Here is a 21,368-nt window from a genome sequence, read left to right as displayed (position 1 = left end):
CGCCAGGACCGGCAATGACGCGGCGACCGGAGCGATCCGGTCGCCGTTTGTTTGTAAACTGCGACCATGAACAGTTCTCTGCCCTACGACCCCCAACGCCTGTCGCACTGTGCCGGCGAGATCATCGTCAACGTGCGCGAACTGGCGCTGCGCGGCTGGACCCCGGCCACGAGCAGCAACTTCTCCAGCCGCATCGACGCCGGGCACGTCGCCATCACCGTCTCCGGCCGCGACAAGGGCCGCCTGACCGAAGGCGACATCATGGTGGTCGACCTCGACGGCCAGCCGGTCGCGACCAGCCACCGCCCCTCGGCCGAGACCCTGCTGCACACCCAGTTGTACAAGCGCTATCCGCAGGTCGGCTGCGTCCTGCACACGCATTCGCAGACCCAGACCGTGGCCTCGCGCCTGTACGCCGGCATCGGCCACGTCCACCTGGAAGGCTACGAGCTGCTCAAGGCCTTCTCCGGCACCACCACCCACGAAACCGCCCTGGACCTGCCGGTGTATCCGAACACCCAGGACATGCCGACCCTGGCCGCCCAGGTCGACGCGACCCTCGACAGCCAGCCGATGTGGGGCTATCTGATCGACGGCCACGGCCTGTACGCCTGGGGCCGCGACATGGCCGAGGCACGGCGCCATCTGGAGGCGTTCGAATTCCTGCTGGGATGCGAACTGGAACTGAGGAGACTGCAGCGATGAGTCGCCTGCGCATTTTCGTCGAGGACCAACCCGACACCCCGCAGCTGAGCACCTCCGACCAGGGCGAGATCGCGCGCGAGCTCGCCAGGATCGGCGTCGGCTTCGAGCAATGGCAGGCCGCGCAGCCGGTCAAGCCGGGCGATTCGCCCGAGACCATCATGGCCGCCTACCGCGGCGACATCGACCGCATCGTCGCCGAGCGCGGCTTCAAGACCGTCGACGTGGTCAGCATCGCCCCGGACAACCCGCAGCGCGACACCATGCGCAACAAGTTCCTCGACGAGCATTACCACAAGGAAGACGAAGTGCGTTTCTTCGTCGCCGGCTCGGGCTTGTTCACCTTGCATGTCGAGCCGAAGGTCTACGAGATCAAGTGCGAACAGGGCGACCTGATCTCGGTGCCCGACAGCACCCTGCACTGGTTCGATATGGGTCCGGAACCCAGCTTCGTCGCGATCCGCTTCTTCACCGAGCCGGACGGCTGGGTCGGCTACTTCACCGGCACCGACCTGGCGCAGCAGTTTCCGCGCTACGAGAAGGGCCAGGCGGGCTGAACCAGGAAACCAGCGAAGAGGAGTGAGGAGTGAGCGGGTTGCGCTCGGGCCCGATCCGCCTCGCTCGTTTGCCGGCCGCCGCTGGCGCTCACTCCGCGCCATAACGCCCAACGCTCACTCCTCACTCCTCTCCGCTCAAGACTAGTCTTATGCCCATCCGCGCCATCCTCACCGATATCGAAGGCACCACCAGCAGCATTTCCTTCGTCAAGGACGTGCTGTTCCCGTACGCGCGCCGCGCCCTGCCGGGCTTCGTCGCCGCACGCGGGCGCGAGCCGGCGGTGCGCAAATGGCTGGATGCGGTCGCGCTGGAAAACGGCGGCGTGTGCCAGGACTCGGTGGTGGTCGAGGTGCTGCAGGGCTGGATCGACCAGGACCGCAAGCACACCGCGCTCAAGGCCCTGCAGGGCATGATCTGGGCCGACGGCTACAAGAGCGCCGACTTCACCTCGCACATGTACCCCGACGCCGCACCGGCGCTGCGCCAATGGAAGGACCAGGGCCAGCGCCTGTACGTCTATTCCTCCGGCAGCGTGCCGGCGCAGCGCCTGCTGTTCGGCCACAGCGATGCCGGCGACCTGACCGAACTGTTCTCGGGCTGGTTCGACACCGAAGTCGGCGGCAAGCGCGAACGCGACAGCTATGCGCGCATCGCCGAATCGATCGGACTGCCCGCAGGCGAGATCCTGTTCCTGTCCGACGTGGTCGAAGAACTCGACGCCGCGCGCGAGGCCGGCCTGGCCACGGTGCTGATCGACCGCCTCGACGACTACCCGCAACCGCGCGAAGGCGAAGCCACTCACGGCCACACCCGCGCGGTGTCGTTCGCGCAGGTCGAGGTTTGAAGGCAAGTGACGGTTTCGCCGTCGTTTGAATCGCGGTCGCGGCTCGCGCCGCTCCTACCCAGGAGCGGTATCGCGCAGGGGTAGGAAAGGCGTCCCACAGGGATTTCCTGCGGTCACGAGCCGCAACCGCGAACCGACGACAGCGATCGAATCCACGGCCGCCCGTCACAGCGACGCGATGTCGGGGCGCGCGGCTTACGCCGCTCCTACAGGATCCCTGCGACGACGCTACAACCGGCTCAAATGCCGGATCCGCACTTCATCGCGCTCCACGCCGCGTTCGCTGGCGACCTGGCTGCGGATGCGCTCGACCAATTCGGCCGGATCGAAGCCTGCCGCATCCGGCGGCGCGTAATCCAAGGTGGTCTCGCCACGGATGCAGAAACGCCCGCCGACCAGGATCTCGTAATCGGCGAAATAGAAATGATGCTCGGACGCGGGGCTCATGAACGCGGCTCAGGTGCCGACGTGGACGTCGTTGCCGCTTTCGGCGCAGCCCAGATGCTCCAGGGCGATCGACAAGGCCAGGGTATAGCTTTGCGCGGCGTAGCCATGGACCAGGCGCAGGCGCGGGCCGCATCGCGGCGCGATCGACGGCTCCAGGGCGTTCATGTCGTCGTCGTGGACCTCGATGTAGGGCATCGGCAACCGCGCCAGTGCGCCGCGCAAGGCCTCGCTCGCCGGCACGCAGGCGCCGGGGTCGAGCAGCAGCAGTTCGGTATTCGCCGCGCGCATCGCCTGCAAGCATTCGACCAACTCGTCTTCGCTGCGGCAACTGCGCAGCGCGAGCGCCTTGCCGGCGATGGCGGCGCGCTCGACCAAAGTCGCGCGCACCGCGCCGGCCAGGGCCGGAGCTCTCGGATCAACCTCGGACACACCGCCTTGCGGGCCGCGCAGGATCAGGATCGACACGTCGGTACTCACGGCGCACTCGGAATGGCGCGCCTGCGGAGCACTGTAGGAACGGCGGGCGTAAAGGCGCCATTCGCTGCGCGGGCGGCGGCGTAAAACCGGCGTCAATTCGTGGTGGGTTCGCGGCGTACGGTTCGCCGGAAAGTTCGCTGATACGACGCTGTTTGCGTCGCGGTCTGCGTCTCGATGTCGCGGCTTGCGCCGCTCCTACCCAAGAGCCGCGCAGCAAAGGGGTAGGAGCGGCGCGAACCGCGACCGCGTCGCTGCAAGATCGCGGCGAAAACATCGGCAAGGGCGATCGTTCCGCGGCATCGGCAGCGAAGACGACCGCGCGCCCTCACCCGTGAATCTTCTCCCCACGCGCCAGCATCGCCACGAATTTCTCGATCCGGCTCGCGCGCGTCTCCGGCTTCTTCGCCGTCTGCACGCGCCACAGCACCGCGTAGCGGTTGGTCTTGTCGAGTTGCTCGAAGAACGCGCGCGCCTTGGGCTGCTTGGCCAACGCCTTGGCCAGGTCTTCGGGTACTTCGATCTTGCTGGCCGAATCGTAGGCCGCGTCCCAGCGCCCGTCGGCCTTGGCCGCCTCGACCTCGCGCAACCCGCCGGCGGCCATGCGGCCCTCGGCGATCAGCCGCTCGACCTTGCCGATGTTGATCTTCGACCACAGGCCCTTGGGTCGGCGCGGGCTGAAACGCTGCAGGAAGAAACAGGCGTCGAAGCTGCGCTTGAGTCCGTCGATCCAGCCGTGGCACAGGGCCACGTCGAGCGCCTGTTCGTAGTTTACCGTGACCACGCTCTGCCCTTTCTTGGCGATCTTCAGCCAGACGCCGGTCGCCTCGGGATGGGCGAGCAGCCACTGCTCGAAGGCGGCAGCGTCGTCGAAGACGATGATCGGCGAATCGTCGAGTGCGGCCATGGCCTCAGTCCTGTGCGGTGTCGAGCAAACGGTAGGAGGCGGACATACGCTGCTCGCCCTGCCAAGGATCGAAGACGCGTACTTCGACCTTGTGTTCGCCGGCGGCGGCATCGGTCGGCAGCGGCGCGTTCCACAGATGCGCCGAGGGCGTCGCGGTGGCGGCGCGGTCGTAGCCGCGCAGGCGTTCGGTCTCGTCGTCGCGCGCGTTCTCGGCCAACACCGCAGGGTCCGGCTGTTCGACCCGGCGCATCGGCTTCCAGTCGCCGTCGTCGAGGCGGTACTCGACCCGGCTGTCCTCGCGGCCCATGTAGACGTTGGCGAACACGCCACGGCTCGGATACGAACCGCGCCGCAGCACCTTCGGCAGGTACAGGCGCAGGTAGGGGTTTGCGACCTTATCGCTGTCGCTCTGGCGCGCCGGGAACCAACGCAGGCCATAGCCGGCATCGGCGCGCACCGACAAGCGCGCATAACCGTTCGGCGTGCCGTCGCTCATGGTCGTGTCCGGAATGCCCTGCGCATCCTTGACGCCGGACCAGAACGCGCCGCAGGCGGCGCCGACGTTGTATTCGTGCAGCGGCTTCGCGCCCTGCCAACCGCTGGCGGCATCGTGGAAGACGTGGCGCTGGGTGTGGCTGTGGCCGCTGAGCACCAGCAGGTTCGGAAAATCCTTCAGCAGCCCGAATAAGCGCTCGCGATCGGCGCGGCGGAAGGTCTCGCGGCCCGGCGCGGCATCGAACAAGGGGATGTGCATGGCGAGCACCAACAGGCGCTGCCTGGACACGCCCGCCAGATAACTTTCCAGAAAGGCGAACTGGTCCGGGCGCAGGCCGCCGATGTAGTCGGCTTTGCTGCCCGGCTGATAGACCACATCGTCGAGCACCACGAAATTCGCCTGCGCTTCCTCCCAGGCGAAAGTATCCGGCCCGTAGACGTGGCGGAAACTCAGCAGCGAATCCTCATCGCGGGTCGCGTCGAAATCCAGGTCGTGGTTGCCCGGCGCGTGCAGCCACGGCACCTCGAGGCTCGCGGTGACCGCATTGAGCTTCGGATACAGGGACAGGTCGTCGTGGGTGATGTCGCCCAGACTCAGGCCGAGGTCGGCGACGCGGCGGCCGGCGAGGCGGTCGGCGAGCAGGGGCTCGACGATGTCGCGTCGGTAGTAGTCGACGTCGGTCGCGGTCTTGGTCTGCGGGTCGGCGAACACCAGCACGTCGAGATCGCCGGCTGCCTTGCGACGTTCGGGGATCAGGCCGTAATCGCGGCAGCTCGTCGCGACCGGCATGCCGCCGTACTTCAGCGCCGGACCTGCTTGCAGGCGCACGTTGAGCCAATAATCCGGCAATCCGCTGGCCCGGTTCGCCAGCCGGTAACCGGCCGGTTTGATCAGGAACTGACTGCGGTTGTCGCGCAACGGCAGCCGATAGCGGCCCTGCGCATCGCTGACGACGATGCGCTCGCCATCGGAGACACGCTGCCCTTGTAGCCCCGGCTCGCCCGCATCGCGGCGGCCGTTGCCGTTGCGGTCCTCGAACACGCTGCCCCCGTCGCAGGGCGCCGCCTGGGCCAGCGCCGCGGCGGGAACGATCAAGGCGAGCAGCAAGGCGGCGACGGATGCGGATGGACGCATGGAGGGCTCCGGAGTAAGCACACATTATGCGTCGATCGGGCCCCGGACCGAGGCCGGCGGCACGGTGCGAGGATGGCGGCGGAGCGGTCCAGCCGCCCGGGCAATGGCTGGCCGTTCCTTGGGGATTCGGCAGTCGCGCGAATGCCTCGGCGGTTCGGGCAGCCGGGGGTTCATGCACTGAGGTTGGATGGATCGCAAACCCGATGCAGCATCGCTCGCTGCTTACGCCGCTCCTACAGGGCTGCGGCTGGTAACGCCGCGAGGTCGAGACGGCGCGGTCGCGGCTTGTGACCGAAGGAAATCCAGTAGGACGCCGCTCCTACCCAAAAGCGACCGCGTTGCCGTTGCCGTTGCCGTTGCCGTTGCCGTTGCCGTGATTTTGATCCGCTTTGCCGGTCAAGTGGAGACCCGGAGGGCGGCGCACAGGACGTGCGCCGTTTTTCGATAGGACAAGGATGTCCTATCGAAAAATCCCGGCGACAGCATCGCACTCGTGGCCTGTGCCCTTGCAAGGAGAGCCCTTTTCTTTGGTTACCTTTCTTTTGGGCTTAGCAAAAGAAAGTAACCCGGCCGCGTAGCGGACGGAAGCTCTGCACTTGCTTGAAGCTTCTAAAGAAAACAAGATCAAACGCCAAAAGCTTCCGCCACTAAAGCGGCGGGTAACTTTCTTTTGTCTAAAGCAACAAAAGAAAGTCACCAAAGAAAAGTGCTTTGTTTTGAATCACAGGCCCGCATGAGCGGTGCCTCCGCGGGGATTTTTCATACGGGACATCCCTGTCCCGATGAAAAACGGCCCGCATCCCTGCGGGCCGCCCTTCGGGTCTTCTGTGGCCTTCGCTAGTGCGAAGCGACGCACAGCAAAAACAGAACAACTGACAGCAACAGCCACAGTTGCCGTTGCCGTTGCCGTTGCCGTTGCCGTTGCCCCAGAGCTTGGCGTAGTACCGAACTCGCGAGAACACCTGGAGACCCGGAGGGCGGCGCACAGGACGTGCGCCGTTTTTCGATAAGACAGGGACGTCTTATCGAAAAATCCCGGCGTCGGCACCGCACTCGTGGCCTGTGCCCTTGCAAGGAGAGCCCTTTTCTTTGGTTACCTTTCTTTTGGGCTTAGCAAAAGAAAGTAACCCGGCCGCGTCAGCGGACGGAAGCTTTAGATGTTGCTTCACCGCACTGCGGTAAGAAACGCAGTGACCGCCAGTTGCGTGGTCGCGGCTCGCGCCGCTCCTACCCCAGGAGCAGACCGCCCGAGGCCGAGACCAACCCCCTAATCGCCCTGCGAACCCCGATGCGGCTTGCCATGCCGCTCGCGCAACACCGCCACCGCGTCGCCCAGCGACAGCCCGCGCGCGCGCAACAGCACCTGCAGGTGGAACAACAGGTCGGCGGCTTCGCCGCACAAGGCGGCATCGTCCTGGGCGACCGCGGCCAGCGCGGTCTCGACGCCTTCTTCGCCGACTTTCTGCGCGATCGAGCGCACGCCTTTCTCGAACAGCTTGGTGGTGTAGCTGCCGGCGGGACGCTCGCGTTCGCGCTCGGCGATCAGTTCATCGAGCTCGCCAAGAAACGCCAGCTCGTCTCCCGGCGCGCTCGGGAAGCAGCTGTCGCGGCCGAGGTGGCAGGTCGGCCCATGCGGACGCGCGCGCACCAGCAAGGTGTCGCGGTCGCAATCGGTCTCGATCGAGACCAGGTCGAGGTAGTGCCCCGAGCTTTCGCCCTTGGTCCACAAGCGCTGCTTGCTGCGGCTGAAAAAGGTGACATGGCCGCTGTCGAGGGTGAGCTGCAGGGCGGCACGGTCCATGTAGCCGAGCATCAACACGCGCAGGTTGACCGCGTCCTGGATCACCGCCGGCAGCAGGCCGTCCTGCTTGTCCCAGGCCAGGGCGTCGATCTGCTCCGCGCTCAGCGTCGCGGACGCTGCGGTGGAGGTATTAGTGGAGCTGTCGGACTGGGACACCCTGCTCTCGCAATGCTGCTTTCAAGGCCGGAATGCGGATGCTGCCGGAATGGAAGACGCTCGCGGCCAGGGCCGCGTCGACGTCGGCCTGCAGGAACACCGCACCGAAATGCTCGATCGCGCCGGCGCCGCCGGAGGCCACTAACGGCACCTCGCAGATCGCGCGTACCGCGGCCAGCTGTTCGAGATCGTAGCCGCTGCGCACGCCGTCGCTGCCCATGCAGTTCAGCACGATCTCGCCGGCGCCACGCTGCTGCGCCTCGACCACCCAGTCCAGGGTATGCCGGGCCAGAGCTTGGGTGCGCGAGGGGTCGCCGGTGTACTGGCGCACGCGCCATTCGCCGTCGGGGTCGCGCAGGCTGTCGATGCCGACCACCACGCATTGCACGCCGAACTCCTCGGCGATCTCGCCGATCAGCTCGGGACGCTCCAGCGCCGGGGTGTTGATCGAGATCTTGTCGGCGCCGGCGTTGAGCACCCCGCGCGCGTCGGCGACCGAGCGGATGCCGCCGGCGACGCAGAACGGGATGTCGATGGCGCGCGAGACGCGTTCGACCCAATCGCGGTCGACACTGCGCCCCTGCGGGCTGGCGGTGATGTCGTAGAACACCAGCTCGTCGGCGCCCTCGTCCCGATAACGCAGGGCCAGCTCGACGATGTCGCCCATGTCGACGTGGTCGCGGAAACGCACGCCCTTGACCACGCGCCCGTCGCGCACGTCCAGGCAGGGCACGATGCGCCGGCTCAGCCCGTTCAGCATCGGCGCACCTGACGCAGCGCGTCCGTCAGTTCGAAACGGCCTTCGATCAGGGCCTTGCCGAGCACCGCACCGGCGCAGCCGACGCCGTCGGCGGCGACGATGTCGGCGATGTCGCGGATGCCGCCCGAGGCCTGCAGCTGAACGTGCGGGGCGACCTCGTGAATGTGCCGGTACAGGTCCAGATTCGGCCCGGCCAGGGTGCCGTCGCGCGAGACGTCGGTGCACAGCAGGTGGCGCAGGCCGGCCTGGGCGTAGCGTTCGAGCAAGGGCTCCAGGCGCATGCCGCTGTCCTCGGTCCAGCCGGCCACCGGCAGCTCCCAGTCGCCTTCGCTGTTCTGGCGCACGTCCAGGGCGATGGTGATGCGGTCGGCGCCGAAGCGCTTGAGCCAGCCGATGACCAGATCGGGTTCCTTGATCGCCAGCGACCCGACCACGACGCGGTCGGCGCCGGCGTCGAGGATGGCCTCGACATCGGCCTCGCTGCGCACCCCGCCGCCGGTCTGCACGCGCATCCAGCTGGAGGTGGTGATTGCGCGCAGCAACGGCGCCAGGGTGTAGCCGCCGTAGCGCGCGGCGTCGAGGTCGATCAGGTGCAGCCACTTGGCGCCGGCCTCGGCGTAACGCGTGGCCAGGGCCAGGGGCTCGGTTTCGTAGCGGGTTTCCTGGGCGTAGTCGCCCTGGTGCAGGCGGACGACCCGACCGTCGCGAACGTCGATCGCGGGATAAAGCGTGCTGTTGCCCATGTTCACGCCTCCAGCGCCAGGAAGTTGGCGAGCAGGCGCGAGCCGACGGCCGCCGAGCGTTCCGGATGGAACTGGGCGCCGTAGCAGCGCCCGCGCCCGGCGACCGCGGTGAAACTGCGGCCGTAACTGGTGCTGGCCAAGGTGTCCGAGGTCAGCGGCGCGGCATAGCTGTGAACGAAATAGGCTTGGTCGCGCTCGCCGATGCCGGTCAACAATCCCGGGGCGCCGGTGGGCGTTTCGCATTTGTCGAGGAAATTCCAGCCCATATGAGGCACACGTACTCCTGGTCCTGGTTGCAGCCTGGTGATCCGGCCCGGAAGGAGTCCGAGGCACTCGACCTCGCCCTCCTCCGAGGACTCGTACAGCAGCTGCATGCCCAGGCAGATCCCGAGCAACGGCTGCTGCAAGCGGCGGATCGGATCGACCAGGCCCCGTTCCCGCAACCGCGCCATCGCGGGGGCAGCTGCGCCCACGCCCGGCAGGATCACGCGATCGGCGGAGGCGATCGTTGCGGGGTCGGCGCTCAGGATCGAACGCGCACCCAGCCGCTCCAATGCATAACGCACCGAGCCGATGTTCCCCCCACCCGAATCGACGACTACAACCCAAGACATCACAAGACCCCTTTGGTACTCGGCAATTCGCGACCTTCGCGGCGGATCGCCTGGCGCAGCGCGCGCGCCACGGATTTGAAGCAAGCCTCAACTTTGTGGTGATCGTTATCACCTTCCACGTTCAGATTCAGGTTCAGCCCGGCGGTTTCGCACAACGAACGGAAGAAATGCGCGACCAGTTCGGTCGGGAAATCGCCCACCCGCTCGCGCGCGAACGTGCCGGAGAAGACGAAATAAGGGCGGCCGGAGAAATCCAGCGCCGCACGCGCCAGAGTTTCGTCCATCGGCAAGACGACGGCGTGTCTGCCTAATGTGCTTTCTTGAAGTGTGCTTTCTTGAAGTGTGCTTTTTGCGGGTACAGCTTCCTGAAGTGTGCTTTCTTCGACTGCGCTTTCGGTGCCATCCGCGGCCACCGCATCGAAGCCGTAACGGCCGATGCCGCGCTTGTCGCCGAGCGCCTCGCGCAGGGCCTGCCCCAGCGCCAGTGCGCTGTCTTCGATGGTGTGGTGCTCGTCGATGTGCAGGTCGCCTTCGCAGCGCAGCTCCAGGGCGAAACCGCCGTGCTTGCCGATCTGTTCGAGCATGTGGTCGAAGAAGCCCAGGCCGGTGTGGACCTTCGGCTCGGCGACGCGGTCCAGGTCGACCGCGACTTCGATCCGGGTCTCGCGGGTGTTGCGCTGCACGCGCGCGGTGCGCGGGCAATCGGCCAGGGTGTGGGCGATGCCGGCCCAATCCCACTCGCCGCCGAACTGCTCGGTGCGCAACTGGAACGCGCGGATGCCGAGGTTGGCGGCGAAACCGTTGTCGGTCTCGCGGTCGCCGACCATCGCCGAGCGCGACCAGTCGATGCCGCGGTCTTTCAGCAAGGGCAGCGCCAGGCCGATGCCGGGCTTGCGCGTGGGCAGGTTCTCGGCCGGAAAGCTGGTGTCGATGAGCACCTCGCGGAAGACGATGCCCTGGCTTTCGAACACCTGCATCATCAACTGATGCGGGCCGTCGAAACTCCAGCGCGGATACGCCTCGGTGCCGAGGCCGTCCTGGTTGGTCACCATGACGAACTGATAGCCGGCGTCGCGCAGTTTCAGCATCGCCGGGATCACCCCGCGCACGAACCGCAGCTTGGCGTAGCTGTCGATCTGGAAATCGGCGGGTTCTTCGATCAGGGTGCCGTCGCGATCGACGAACAGGATCGGCGTCAAGGCGCTCATGCCGCCACTCCGCGCATCTGCGCAAGGCGGGTCAGCACTTCGATCACCGCCGCGTTCTGCTCCGGCGTGCCCAGGCTGATGCGCAGGGCGTTGCCGAGCTGCGGCGCGGCGCGCATGTCGCGCACCACCACGCCGGCATCGAGCAGGCCGTCGAACGCGGCCTGCGCGTCGTCGAAACGGGCGAGCAGGAAATTCGCCTGCGAGGGATAGACCTGCAGCACGCCGGGCAAGGCCTGCAGCGCGGCGAACAATCGCTCGCGCTCGCCGATCGCGGTGACCACGCGCGCCTTGGTGGTGTTGTGCGGCACCTCGGCCAGGGCGCGCAGGGCCAGGTTCACGCAGGGCGTGGGCAACGGGTACGGCGCCTGGCAACGCTGCAACGCGGCGATCAGCTCGGCGTCGGCGATCACAGTGCCGATGCGCGCCGCGGCCAACGCGTGCGCCTTCGACAAGGTCCGCAACACGGCGATATTGCGGCGCGCAGCGAGCAGGCTCACCGCCGAGGCGCCGTCGGCGAATTCGAGATAGGCCTCGTCGACCACCACCAGGGCGCGGCCGCGCAGCCGCAAGGCCAGCGCATCGATCTCGGCCAGCGGCAACAAGGTGCCGGAGGGGTTGCCCGGCGAGCACAGGAACACCAGCTTGGCGTTCTCGCGCTCGACCGCCTGCGCGACCGCGGCGAAATCGCAGGCGAAACCGGCAGGCGTGTCGCGCAAGGCGACTTCGACCGTGCGAGTGCCGTGCAGGCGTGCGTTGACCGCGTACATGCCGAAGGTTGGCGGCGTGATCACGATGGCGTCGCCGCCGGGACGGCACAGCGCGCGCACCAGCAGATCGATCGCCTCGTCGCTGCCGCGGCCGGCCAGCAGTTGCTGCGGCTCGCAGCCGTACAGCCCGGCCAGCGTTTCGCGCAGGCGCTGCGGCTGCGGGTCCGGATAACGGCGCACCGAGCCTTCGCCGTCGGCCACGCTCGGCCAGGCCGCTTCGTTGGCGTTAAGCCAGACTCGGCCGCTGCGCTTCTCGCTGCGCGCCGAGCTGTAGCCGGCGAAATCGCGCAGGTCCTCGCGCAACAGGTTCAGGGGGTTGTCGTCGTTCATTTCGATCGGACTCGATTCGTTCTCAGCACTCATGCCGCTGCCGCCCGCAAACGCAAGGCCACCGCCTCGCGGTGCGCATCCAGCCCTTCGGCCGTCGCCAGCTCGACCGCGCAGGGGCCGATCGCCAGCAAGCCGCGCGGCTGCACTTCCTGCACCGTGATCGCGACCTGGAAGCTGGCCACGTTGACGCCGCTGGCGTAGCGCGCCGCGCCGCTGGTCGGCAGGACGTGGTTGGTGCCGCTGCAGTAGTCGCCCAGCGCTTCCGGCGCCCAGTCGCCGAGGAACACCGAACCGGCCGCCTCGACTTCCGGCAACCACTCGCGCGCATCGCGCAGGGCCAGGATCAGGTGCTCGGGCGCATAACGGTTGCTGACTTCAAGCGCGCGTTCGATCGAATCGACCCGGATCGAACGCGAGCACTGCAACGCCGCACGCGCGGTGTCGGCGCGCGACAGCTTGGCCAACTGCAGGTCGAGTTCGAGGTCGACTGCATCCAGCAATGCCTCGTCGTCGCTCACCAGCAGCACCTGCGAATCCGGCCCGTGTTCGGCCTGCGACAGCAGGTCGGCGGCGACGAAATCGGCGCGTGCGCCGGCATCGGCGACCACCAGCACTTCCGAGGGGCCGGCCGGCAGATCGATCGCCGCCCCGCCCTCGAGCAGCGCGACCTGGCGCTTGGCTTCGGTGACGTAGGCATTGCCGGGCCCGAACAATTTGTCGCATTTGCCGATGCTCTCGGTGCCGAAGGCCATCGCGGCAATAGCTTGGGCGCCGCCGACCTTGAACACCCGGGTCACCCCGCAACGGCGCGCAGCGTAGAGCACCGCCGGGTCGGCGCTGCCGTCGCGGCGCGGCGGCGTGCACAAGGCGATCTCGCGGCAACCGGCCAGATCCGCCGGCACCGCCAACATCAGCGCGGTCGACGGCAATGGCGCCGAGCCGGCCGGCACGTACAGGCCGACCCGGCGGATCGGCCGCAGGATGCGTTCGCAGCGCACGCCGTCGGCGGTGTCGATCGCATACGGCTCGCTCATGCCGGCGTCGTGGAATACCGCGATGCGTTCGGCGGCCTCGTCGATCGCCGCGCGCAAGGCCGGCGTCAGCGAGGCTTCGGCGGCGTCGAACTCGGCGGCGTCGACAGCGAAGCGCTCGGGCGCGCCACCGTCGAACCGTTCGGCATACAGGCGCAATGCGGCATCGCCGTCGCGCCGCACCGCTTCGACGATCTCGGCAACCGCGGCCGCGGTCGAGGCCCGGGTCTGTTGCGCCGGACGGCGCAGCGCCTGTTCGCGCGCGTTTTCGTCGAGCGCATTCCAGTCGAGGCGTTGCATCTTCGCGCTCATGCCAGCATGCCCTCGACCGGCACCACCATCAGCCCGCGCGCACCGGCGCGCTTGAGTTCTTCGAGCCGCTGCCAGGTCACCGCGCCGTGGCACAGCGCCTGCAGGGCCACGCCGTCTCCGTTGTCCAGGCTCATCACCGTCGGCGGCTCGGCGTCGGGCAACAGCGGCAGCAATTCGTCGAGCAGGTTGCGCGGCGCCTGGAACATCAGCAGCTTGCTGTTGCGCACGCGCAGCGCGCCGTCGAGACGGCGCAGCAGCAGGTCGGCCAACTCGCCGCGCACGTCGTCGAAGCCGCCGGCCGGGCCGGCCAGCACCGCTTCGCTCTCGATCAGGGTCTGCACCGGCTTGAGCTGGTTGGCCGACAGGGTCGCACCGCTCGACACCAGGTCGCAGATCGCCTCGGCCTGGCCCAGGCGCGGGGCGATTTCGACCGAACCCGACAGCAGCACGACCTGGGCGTCGACGCCCTCGCCGGCCAGCCATTGCGACAGCAACGCCGGATAGCTGGTGGCGATGCGCTTGCCGGCCAATTGCTGCGGGCCTTCCCAGTGCCAGGCCTCGGGCACGGCCAGCGCCAGGCGGCAGCCGCCGAAACCGAGCGCGCGCCATTCGCGGAATGCCGATTCGCGGCCGTTGCTGCGGCGGTCGCCGTCCTGTTCGAGCAGTACGTTGCGCCCGACCACGCCGAGGTCGCAGACGCCGTCGGCGATCAGGCCGGGGATGTCGTCGTCGCGCACCAGCAGCAGGTCGACCGGCAAGGTTTCGCCGTAGCAGAACAAACGGTCGCGGCTCTCGCGCCAGCTCAGGCCGCAGGCGGCCAACAGCGCACGCGCCGGCTCGGCGAGACGGCCGGATTTCTGGATCGCGATGCGCAAGCGGTCACGCGCGGCGGCGCTGGCGGGAGGGCTCATGAACGGGTCTCGGATGGGGGGCGGTCGATGCGGGGACGAGGCGGCAGTCCGATGACGGGGTGTGCCGAGAGAGGCGCGGACTTGCGCGGTCTTTCAGGAATTCAGCGGTGTCGCGCGGCGCGCCGGTGCAGGGCCGCGCCGTAACCGCCGGTGCCGCGTTCGAGCACGCGGGCGACGCGCCCGATCGTGGTCACGCTGACCTGGGTGCGGTCGTGGATTTCGCGATACGGCACGCCTTCGTTGAGCAGGGGCACGACGCGCCAGCGGTCGCTCATCGCCTCCAGTTCGGCCGGGGTGCACAAGTCTTCGAGAAAGGCCCGCACCTGTTCGGCGCTGCGCAGGCCAGCCAAGGCCACCGCCAGGTCGGCGATCGCATCTTCGGTCTGCTCGGTGTCGTTGGCGCGGCGCTTCATTGCGGAGAACTCATGTCGGCGTGGTAGCTAGGTCGCTGGATCGGTTGCCCCGCCGGGCAGGCGGGGTTCGACGCCCGGGAATCCAACGCCTGGGGATCGAACCCAGGCGCGGATCATCGAACGCATTAATGTACTAACGCGTTAATACATTATCGATCGAGCCGGCCGCCGTCAAGCCGGCCTGTCGCAGTAAGGAATTGCGTTAAGACTCAGATGCGCCCGATCCCACGCCCCTGACCGGGGTCGAGGCGCCGCGACCGCTCCCCCGACGCCCCGCCACCGCGACGCAAAGGCCTGTGTCCGCCACCGCCACGGAAGATGAATACGAACCCTGCCCTCGCTGCCGTACCGAGTCGCCCCGCCTCGCCCCAGCGCCGCTGGGCCGGGTGGGCCCTGCTCTGCCTGCTCGCCGCGGCGTTGCTCGCACCGGCGTCCGCGCACACCGTGCTGAACCTCGAACGCAGCACCCGCGAGGTCGAACTCGCGCCGTTCACCGCCTACTACCACGACACCGGCGGCCGCCTCGATCTCGACGGCGCGCGGCGCGCGCTCGCTGAAAAGCGTTATCGGCCGCTGCCGAACGGCAACGGCTCGTTCGGCTTCCAGCCCGGCGCCTACTGGTTCCACATCGCCGCGGTGAACCGCAACGCCGAGGTGCCGCGCTGGCTGTTGGTGCAGCAGTTCGCGCTCAGCGACCGTCTCGATGTCTACACCCGCGCGCGCAACGGCGCTTCGACCCACCAGGTGGGCGGCGACAGCCAGTTGTTCGCCTCGCGCGCGATCCGCTACCGCCATCCGAATTTCTGGATCGACCTGCCGGCCGACCAACCCGTCGACATCTTCGTGCGCGTGCGCAGCGACAGCTCGATGCAGGTGCCGCTGACCCTGTACACGCCGAGCGCCTTCACCGAGCTCGCGCGCGACGCCCAGTTCGGCATCGGCATCTACTACGGCATCCTGGTCGCGTTGTTCTTCTACAACCTGGTGCTGTGGCTGAGCCTGCGCGACTCCAGCTACTTCTGGTACCTGTTCCATATCTGCGCGTTCGGCCTGGTGCTGCTGACCCTCAACGGCCTGGGTTTCGAGTACCTGTGGCCGCGTTCGCCCTGGCTCGCCGACCACTCGGTGCCCTTGTCGATCTGCCTGGCCCAGATCGGCATGCAGCAATTCGCGCGCAACTTCCTCAGCCTGCACCGGCGCTGGCGCCTGGGCGATTACGTCGGCCTGGGCATGATCGCGTTCTTCGTCCTGCTCGGCATCGCCGCGACCCAGCTGCCGTACCGCATCGCCACGCCGATCGCTTCGGCGGCGGTGTTCGTCAGCATCGCCTGGATCGCGGTCGAAGGCATCGTGGTGATGCGCCGCGGCTACAAGCCGGCGCGGCTGTTCCTGCTGGCCTGGTCGGCGTTCCTGCTCGGCACCGGCATGTTCGCGGCGATCGCCTTCGACCTGCTGCCGAAGATGTTCATCACCGAGTACGGCGTGCAGATCGGCTCGGCGCTGGAGATGCTGCTGCTGTCGGTCGCCCTGGGCTATCGCTACGCCTCGCTGCGCAACGAAAACGAACGCATCGTGCGCGAGGCCAAGGAGCAACTCGAACACAAGGTCGAGCAGCGCACCACCGAGCTGCGCAGCACCCTGGCCCTGCTCGAGGATGCCCATGCGCGCCTGCGCGAAACCAGCCAACGCGACGGCCTGACCGGCCTGCACAACCGCAGTCATTTCCGCGAGGCCTTCGAGGCCTTGCTGCACCGCTCGCGGCGCCAGCACCGGCCGCTGGTGCTGATGATGATCGACCTGGATCACTTCAAGCAGATCAACGACCACCACGGCCATCTGGTCGGCGACGAGTGCCTGCGCTGGGCGGCGGGCCTGATCGCGCAGATCCTGATCCCGCAGCACGCCCTGCTGGCCCGTTTCGGCGGCGAAGAATTCGTCGCCGTGCTGCCCGACCACGACCTCGATGCCGGCGCCCGCGTCGCCGAGGCCTTGCGCCTGCGCCTGAGCTCGCAGCCCTGCCCCAGCCGCAGCCACGACATCCCGGTCACCGCCAGCATCGGCGTGTACGAGATCACTCCGGACTCGGACATGGGCGTGGAAGCGGCGCTGCAGTTCGCCGACCAGGCCCTGTACCTGGCCAAGGCCGAGGGCCGCGATTGCGTGCGGGTGTGGGGGGCGGCCGTGCAGGCTTGAACCACTGCGCGACTCGCGCAGCGCGGACTCAGCTCGGCGCGTACATCACGTCCGAGCGCAGTGCGTACTTGACGCCTTCGAGCACCGCGGCGCCTTCGTGCCAGGTGTCGTGCACGAACAGCAGGCCGGCGCCGGTCTTCGGCACCACCTTGAACTGGCGGAAGTCGGTGTCGCCGCCGACGAAATCGTCGTTGAGATAGACCAGCAGGGTCAGCCTGCTCGACCGGCCGTCTTCGCTCCAAGGGCCGTCCTTGTGCATGCGGAAACGCTGGCCCGGCGAATATTTGTAGAAGCGCAGCGCCCGCGGCAGGCCGACCGCGCTTTCGCCGTCGAGCATGGGCAGCTCAAGCGCAGACAGCCGCTGCCATAAGCGTTCGACCCAGGCCGGCGACTCGAACACCACGCGTTCGTTGTTGCGCACGTGCTGCAGGCTTTTCTGCTGGCCCGAGGGGGTGCGCACGCCGGCGGATTCGAAGCCGTGGTCTTCGGCGAGTGCGACCAGTTGCTCGCACTCGGACGCAGTGAGCAAGCCTTCGATGCTGAAGACGCGGTCGTTGTGGAAGATCGTCTGCATCCTGGGCTCCTGCCGGGGAACAACGATGCGGTGAGTGATTCGGTGCTTGGGGCCGAGCGGCCCTTCACCCCAACCCCTCTCCCGCTGGCGGGAGAGGGGCTTTGACGCACGTGCCGCTTAGCTTTGCACCGCAGCGCGCGCCGCGGCGATCAGGGTGCCTTCGTGGACCAGTTGCACGGCGGTGGCGACTTCGCCGTCGAGCGCGCGGTCGCGGTCGAGGAAGGCGATGGCTTCGCGCAGCTTGGCGTGGGCCGCGGCGACCGCCTTGCCCGGACGGAACTCGTCGGCGGCGGCCAGTTCGGCGCGCAGGCCTTCGACCTCGGCGAGAAAGCCGGCGTGATCGGCACTGTCGCCGACCGGACCACCCGAGACCTTGCTCGCGAGCGTCTTGGCGTCGGCGCGGTCGGCCAGGTCGCGGGCGGCGTTGATCATGTCGCGTCGCAGGTCCAGCGCCTGGGCGGCGGTGTACAGCTCCAGCGCGAGCACCTTGCCGAGGTCTTCGGTCATCGACAGCACGTGACGGGCTTCGTTGGCGCCCATCGAGACGTGGTCCTCGGCGTTGGCGCTGGTCGGGATCGAATACACCGAGGCCGGATGCGCGCGGCTGGCGAGATCGTTGACGATGGCCGCGGCGGTGTACTGCACGATCATGTGGCCGGATTCGGTCGCGTCTTCGTTGCCGATCAAAAAGCCCGGCAGGCCGTCGTTGGTGGCCGGGTCGACCAGCTTGTTGAGGCGGCGCTCGGAAATGCTGGCGAGCACCGGGATCGCGGCCTTGACGTAGCTCATCACCAGGGCCAGCGGCATGCCGTGGAAATGGCCGGCCGAGATCACCTGCTGCTCGACGTGCTCGGCCTGCGCATCCGGGAACACGATCGGATTATCGGTCAGCGAATTGAGCTCGACTTCGAGCACGCGCGCGGCCTGGGCGATGGCGTCGCGCACCGCGCCGTGCACCTGCGGGATGCAGCGCAGCGAATAGCTGTCCTGCGGCTGGTGCTTCTTGCCGCCGCGGAACGGACGGAAGCGGGTGTAGAACTTCTCGCGGCCGTGGCGCTGGCTGAAAGGCACCCAATCCCAGCCGATGTCGAAGCTGAGCTGCTGCGCCTGTTCGGTGTCCCAGCTCTGCGGCAGCCAGGGACGGAAGCGCGGCACCAGGTGATAGGGAATATCGGCGAGGGTAGAGCCTTCGAGCAAGCGGCGCAGGTTGGCCGCGACCTCGACCTGGCCCGGGTGCGGACGCAGGTCGTGCACCGCCTCGGCGAAGGCGCCGAGACGGCCGGCGAAAGCGTCGATGGTCATCGCCGCGGCGAGGTCGGCGGTGTCGAGCAGGTCTTCGAGGCGGGCCAGCGCCAGCACGCCGCAGGCGAGCATCTGCGCGGTGCCGTTGTTGAGCGCCAGGCCTTCCTTGTAGGACAGCTTGACCGGGGTCAGGCCGGCGAGCTGCAACGCTTCCGCGCCGGGCATGCGCCGGCCGTCGTAGAAGGCTTCGCCGCCGCCGAGCAACACGATGGCCAGGTGCGACAACGGCGCCAGGTCGCCGCTGGCGCCGACCGAGCCGAGCTGCGGCACCACCGGCACGATGCCGGCGTTGAGCATCGCCGCGAGCGCCTGCAGGGTCTGCACGCGGATGCCGGAGTGGCCGCGCATCAGGGTGTTGATGCGGATGCACAGCATCGCGCGCACGATCTCCGGCGCGAACGGATCGCCGACGCAGACCGCGTGGGTAACGATCAGGTTGCGCTGCAGTTCTTCGTGCAGGGTCTCTTGATTGCGCTTGGCGCCCGGCAACTGGTCGCGCAGGTGGTGCGCGCCGAGCAGACGGTCGGCGTTGCTGCCGAAACCGGTGGAAACGCCATAGATCGGTTCTTCGCGGCGCACCTGTTCGGCCAGGAAGTCGGCCGCGCGGGCCACCGCGGGCAACTGCGCCGCGGCCAGTTCGACCTGGGCGCCGTAGGCCACGGCCACGAGTTGCGAACGCGTCAGCGAACGGCCATCGAGTTGGATCTTGTTCAAGTTGTAACCTCGCCTCGCACCCTGGCGATCATCTGAACGGCCGCGCTTACGCCGCGAACGGCGCAGCCCGGCCGAGCGTACTCGGGAGTCGGTGCGTCAATGAAACGATGGGAACCGCGGCGGCGTCATTGCGCCGCGGCGTGGAGTCGGCCCGCATCCGCGCCGGATCGCTATCCGGTGCGGGACGAACCAGAGAATCGGCCGCGCACGCGAACCCACGCGCCCGCCGCCGCAGACCCGCCGCACAGACGGCCGGCATGCGGATCGCGAGATCCGCCACGCCGGCACGGCCTGCACGGGTCGGGATCACTTCATGACCCGCGACTGCTCCAGTTCGACCCGCAGCGTGCGCGCCAGTTCGGCGCGCGACACCTCGAACTGGTCTTCGCGGCGCAGGTCCTTGACCGTCGCCGTGCCCTTGGCGATTTCGTCCTCGCCCAGCACCACCACGAAACGGATGCCGGCGCGGTCGGCGTACTTGAACTGCTTGCCGAGCTTGGAGGTTTCCATCACCACTTCGGTGTTGAGGCCGCCGTGGCGCAACTCGTTGGCCACCGCCAGGCAATGCGGCAGGTGGGCGTCGTCCATCTGCGTGACCAATACCTGCACGCTGCTGTCGGCGGTGCTGACCAGGCCGGCTTCCTGCAACTGCCAGAACAAGCGGGTCAGGCCGATCGAAATGCCGACGCCGGGCAGCTTGGACTTGGTGTAGTGGCTGGCCAGGTCCTCATAGCGCCCGCCCGAACAAATCGAGCCGATCTGCGGGAAGTCGTCGAGGGTGGTCTCGTAGACGGTGCCGGTGTAGTAGTCCAGGCCGCGCGCGATCGAGAAGTTGAGGGCGTAGTTCTTTTCCGGCACGCCCAGCGCGCGGATCAGTTCCAGCACCTCGCGCAGCTCGGCCACGCCTTCGCGCAAGGCCTCGTTGCCCTCGCCCAGCGCGGCCAGCTTGGCCAGCGCGTCGGCGTGCGAGCTCGAACGCACCGCGACGAAGTCCAGGATGGTCGCGACCGCGTCCGCGGCCAGGCCGAACTCGGGCCCGGTCAGGGTGTCGCGCACGTAATCGGGGCCGCGCTTGTCGAGCTTGTCGACCTCGCGCAGTACCAGCGCCTGCAGGCCGCCGTCGGCGACGCCCTGGGCCTCGAAGAAGCCGCGCAGCAGCTTGCGGTTGTTGAGCTGGATCGTGAACGGACCGATGTCGAGCTCGGAGAACACCGCGTAGATCGCCGCCGGCAGCTCGGCGTCGTAACGCACGCTGAGGCTGTCTTTGCCGATCACGTCGATATCGCACTGGTAGAACTCGCGGAAGCGGCCGCGCTGCTGGCGCTCGCCGCGGTACACGCGCTGCATCTGGTAGCGGCGGAACGGGAAGGCCAACTCGTGCTCGTGCTCGGCCACGTAACGCGCCAGCGGCACGGTCAGGTCGAAGCGCAGCGCCATCTCCGGCACCCCGCGCTCGCCCGATTGCGCGCTTTTCTCCAGCGAGCCGGTGGACTGGGCAAAATAGACCTGGCGCTCGGTTTCGCCGCCGGACTTGGTCAGCAGCACCTCCGACAGCTCCATGACCGGGGTTTCCACGGGCAGGAAGCCGAAGCGCTCGAAATTGCGCCGGATCGTGTCCAGCATGCGCTGGAAGGCGATCTGGTCGCGGGGCAGCAGCTCCATGACTCCCGGCGGGGTACGAGGCTTGATCAAGCGGAACTCCAATACGTCGGCCGCGCCGACAACGAGCTGTGGGGGTTGGAAAGCGCCACAGTTTAACGGCCGCCCCCGCTCCCTGCTCGTCCGATCAACAGACCCCTTGCGCCGGCCGGGGGTGAGTCGCTAGAATTTGCGGCTCAGCAGTCGGGGTGTAGCTCAGTCTGGTAGAGCGCTACGTTCGGGACGTAGAGGTCGCAGGTTCGAATCCTGTCTCCCCGACCAATGCTGAGAGTGTTTCTGACTAAGCCGGCCTTGCGCCGGCTTTTTCGTGTCTGCGCA

Annotated in this window: 20 protein-coding genes and 1 tRNA gene; 5 read left to right on the top strand and 16 right to left on the bottom strand. The window is 67.8% G+C overall.

The window, feature by feature from the left end; translation table 11 throughout:
- The first annotated feature begins 66 nt into the window (after positions 1-66).
- The 3 genes from LC490_RS14860 (at position 67) to mtnC (ending at position 2,104) form a co-directional block, all read left to right on the top strand.
- Positions 67-705, top strand: coding sequence for a methylthioribulose 1-phosphate dehydratase (locus LC490_RS14860; protein ID WP_031373331.1), 639 nt, complete (start codon positions 67-69; stop codon positions 703-705).
- The gene (locus LC490_RS14855; RefSeq protein WP_031373330.1) at positions 702-1,259 is read left to right on the top strand and encodes an acireductone dioxygenase; all 558 of its coding nucleotides are present in this window, start codon (positions 702-704) and stop codon (positions 1,257-1,259) included. The genes LC490_RS14860 and LC490_RS14855 overlap by 4 nt, the downstream gene beginning before the upstream one ends.
- Before the next feature lie 149 nt (positions 1,260-1,408).
- On the top strand, positions 1,409-2,104 hold the full coding sequence (gene mtnC / locus LC490_RS14850; RefSeq protein WP_223620672.1) for an acireductone synthase: 696 nt from the start codon (positions 1,409-1,411) through the stop codon (positions 2,102-2,104).
- A gap of 228 nt (positions 2,105-2,332) precedes the next feature.
- On the opposite strand, the gene LC490_RS14845 is transcribed toward mtnC, so the two are convergent.
- From LC490_RS14845 to LC490_RS14785, 13 genes are all read right to left on the bottom strand, one after another.
- On the bottom strand, positions 2,333-2,551 hold the full coding sequence (locus tag LC490_RS14845; RefSeq protein ID WP_223620671.1) for a hypothetical protein: 219 nt from the start codon (positions 2,549-2,551) through the stop codon (positions 2,333-2,335).
- A gap of 9 nt (positions 2,552-2,560) precedes the next feature.
- On the bottom strand, positions 2,561-3,028 hold the full coding sequence (locus tag LC490_RS14840; RefSeq protein ID WP_223620670.1) for a type II 3-dehydroquinate dehydratase: 468 nt from the start codon (positions 3,026-3,028) through the stop codon (positions 2,561-2,563).
- Positions 3,029-3,353: 325 nt separating this feature from the next.
- Positions 3,354-3,932, bottom strand: a complete 579-nt coding sequence (locus LC490_RS14835) for a YdeI/OmpD-associated family protein (protein ID WP_031373326.1) — start codon at positions 3,930-3,932, stop codon at positions 3,354-3,356.
- Between the two features lie 4 nt (positions 3,933-3,936).
- Positions 3,937-5,562, bottom strand: coding sequence for a calcineurin-like phosphoesterase family protein (locus tag LC490_RS14830; RefSeq protein ID WP_223620669.1), 1,626 nt, complete (start codon positions 5,560-5,562; stop codon positions 3,937-3,939).
- A gap of 1,267 nt (positions 5,563-6,829) precedes the next feature.
- Positions 6,830-7,468: a bifunctional phosphoribosyl-AMP cyclohydrolase/phosphoribosyl-ATP diphosphatase HisIE gene (hisIE, locus tag LC490_RS14825; protein WP_223620697.1), complete on the bottom strand. Its 639-nt coding sequence runs from the start codon at positions 7,466-7,468 to the stop codon at positions 6,830-6,832.
- 25 nt (positions 7,469-7,493) lie between these two features.
- The gene (gene hisF, locus LC490_RS14820; RefSeq protein WP_223620668.1) at positions 7,494-8,279 is read right to left on the bottom strand and encodes an imidazole glycerol phosphate synthase subunit HisF; all 786 of its coding nucleotides are present in this window, start codon (positions 8,277-8,279) and stop codon (positions 7,494-7,496) included.
- The gene (gene hisA, locus LC490_RS14815; RefSeq protein ID WP_031370485.1) at positions 8,273-9,022 is read right to left on the bottom strand and encodes a 1-(5-phosphoribosyl)-5-[(5-phosphoribosylamino)methylideneamino]imidazole-4-carboxamide isomerase; all 750 of its coding nucleotides are present in this window, start codon (positions 9,020-9,022) and stop codon (positions 8,273-8,275) included. The genes hisF and hisA overlap by 7 nt, the downstream gene beginning before the upstream one ends.
- A gap of 2 nt (positions 9,023-9,024) precedes the next feature.
- Positions 9,025-9,636: an imidazole glycerol phosphate synthase subunit HisH gene (gene hisH / locus LC490_RS14810; RefSeq protein WP_031370486.1), complete on the bottom strand. Its 612-nt coding sequence runs from the start codon at positions 9,634-9,636 to the stop codon at positions 9,025-9,027.
- The gene (gene hisB, locus LC490_RS14805; RefSeq protein WP_223620696.1) at positions 9,636-10,835 is read right to left on the bottom strand and encodes a bifunctional histidinol-phosphatase/imidazoleglycerol-phosphate dehydratase HisB; all 1,200 of its coding nucleotides are present in this window, start codon (positions 10,833-10,835) and stop codon (positions 9,636-9,638) included. The genes hisH and hisB overlap by 1 nt, the downstream gene beginning before the upstream one ends.
- Positions 10,836-10,840: 5 nt before the next feature.
- Entirely contained in the window at positions 10,841-11,947 is a 1,107-nt protein-coding gene (hisC, locus tag LC490_RS14800; protein ID WP_223620695.1) for a histidinol-phosphate transaminase, read from the bottom strand.
- A 23-nt stretch (positions 11,948-11,970) separates the two neighbouring features.
- Complete coding sequence (gene hisD / locus LC490_RS14795; protein WP_223620694.1) at positions 11,971-13,272, bottom strand: histidinol dehydrogenase; 1,302 nt, start codon at positions 13,270-13,272, stop codon at positions 11,971-11,973.
- Positions 13,273-13,280: 8 nt separating this feature from the next.
- Positions 13,281-14,195: an ATP phosphoribosyltransferase gene (gene hisG / locus LC490_RS14790; protein ID WP_031370490.1), complete on the bottom strand. Its 915-nt coding sequence runs from the start codon at positions 14,193-14,195 to the stop codon at positions 13,281-13,283.
- A 101-nt stretch (positions 14,196-14,296) separates the two neighbouring features.
- On the bottom strand, positions 14,297-14,608 hold the full coding sequence (locus LC490_RS14785) for a YerC/YecD family TrpR-related protein (protein ID WP_031370491.1): 312 nt from the start codon (positions 14,606-14,608) through the stop codon (positions 14,297-14,299).
- A 318-nt stretch (positions 14,609-14,926) separates the two neighbouring features.
- Between LC490_RS14785 and LC490_RS14780 the strand changes: the two genes are divergently transcribed.
- The gene (locus LC490_RS14780; RefSeq protein WP_081930573.1) at positions 14,927-16,801 is read left to right on the top strand and encodes a diguanylate cyclase; all 1,875 of its coding nucleotides are present in this window, start codon (positions 14,927-14,929) and stop codon (positions 16,799-16,801) included.
- Positions 16,802-16,829: 28 nt separating this feature from the next.
- Here the strand turns inward: LC490_RS14780 and LC490_RS14775 are convergent, their stop codons facing one another.
- The 3 genes from LC490_RS14775 to hisS form a co-directional block, all read right to left on the bottom strand.
- Entirely contained in the window at positions 16,830-17,375 is a 546-nt protein-coding gene (locus tag LC490_RS14775; RefSeq protein WP_223620667.1) for a 2OG-Fe(II) oxygenase, read from the bottom strand.
- 117 nt (positions 17,376-17,492) lie between these two features.
- The gene (locus tag LC490_RS14770) at positions 17,493-19,391 is read right to left on the bottom strand and encodes an aromatic amino acid lyase (protein ID WP_223620666.1); all 1,899 of its coding nucleotides are present in this window, start codon (positions 19,389-19,391) and stop codon (positions 17,493-17,495) included.
- A 306-nt stretch (positions 19,392-19,697) separates the two neighbouring features.
- Positions 19,698-21,083 (bottom strand): histidine--tRNA ligase, encoded by a 1,386-nt coding sequence (gene hisS / locus LC490_RS14765; protein ID WP_223620665.1) that lies wholly within the window; start codon positions 21,081-21,083, stop codon positions 19,698-19,700.
- A 151-nt stretch (positions 21,084-21,234) separates the two neighbouring features.
- Here hisS and LC490_RS14760 point away from each other — a divergent pair.
- Positions 21,235-21,311: transfer RNA gene (locus LC490_RS14760), tRNA-Pro, on the top strand.
- The last annotated feature ends 57 nt before the right edge of the window (positions 21,312-21,368 follow it).

Origin of the sequence: Lysobacter sp. ESA13C, assembly GCF_019970005.1 — a bacterium.
Lineage (GTDB): Bacteria > Pseudomonadota > Gammaproteobacteria > Xanthomonadales > Xanthomonadaceae > Lysobacter > Lysobacter antibioticus_B.
This window is presented reverse-complemented; position numbering and strand designations above follow the sequence as displayed.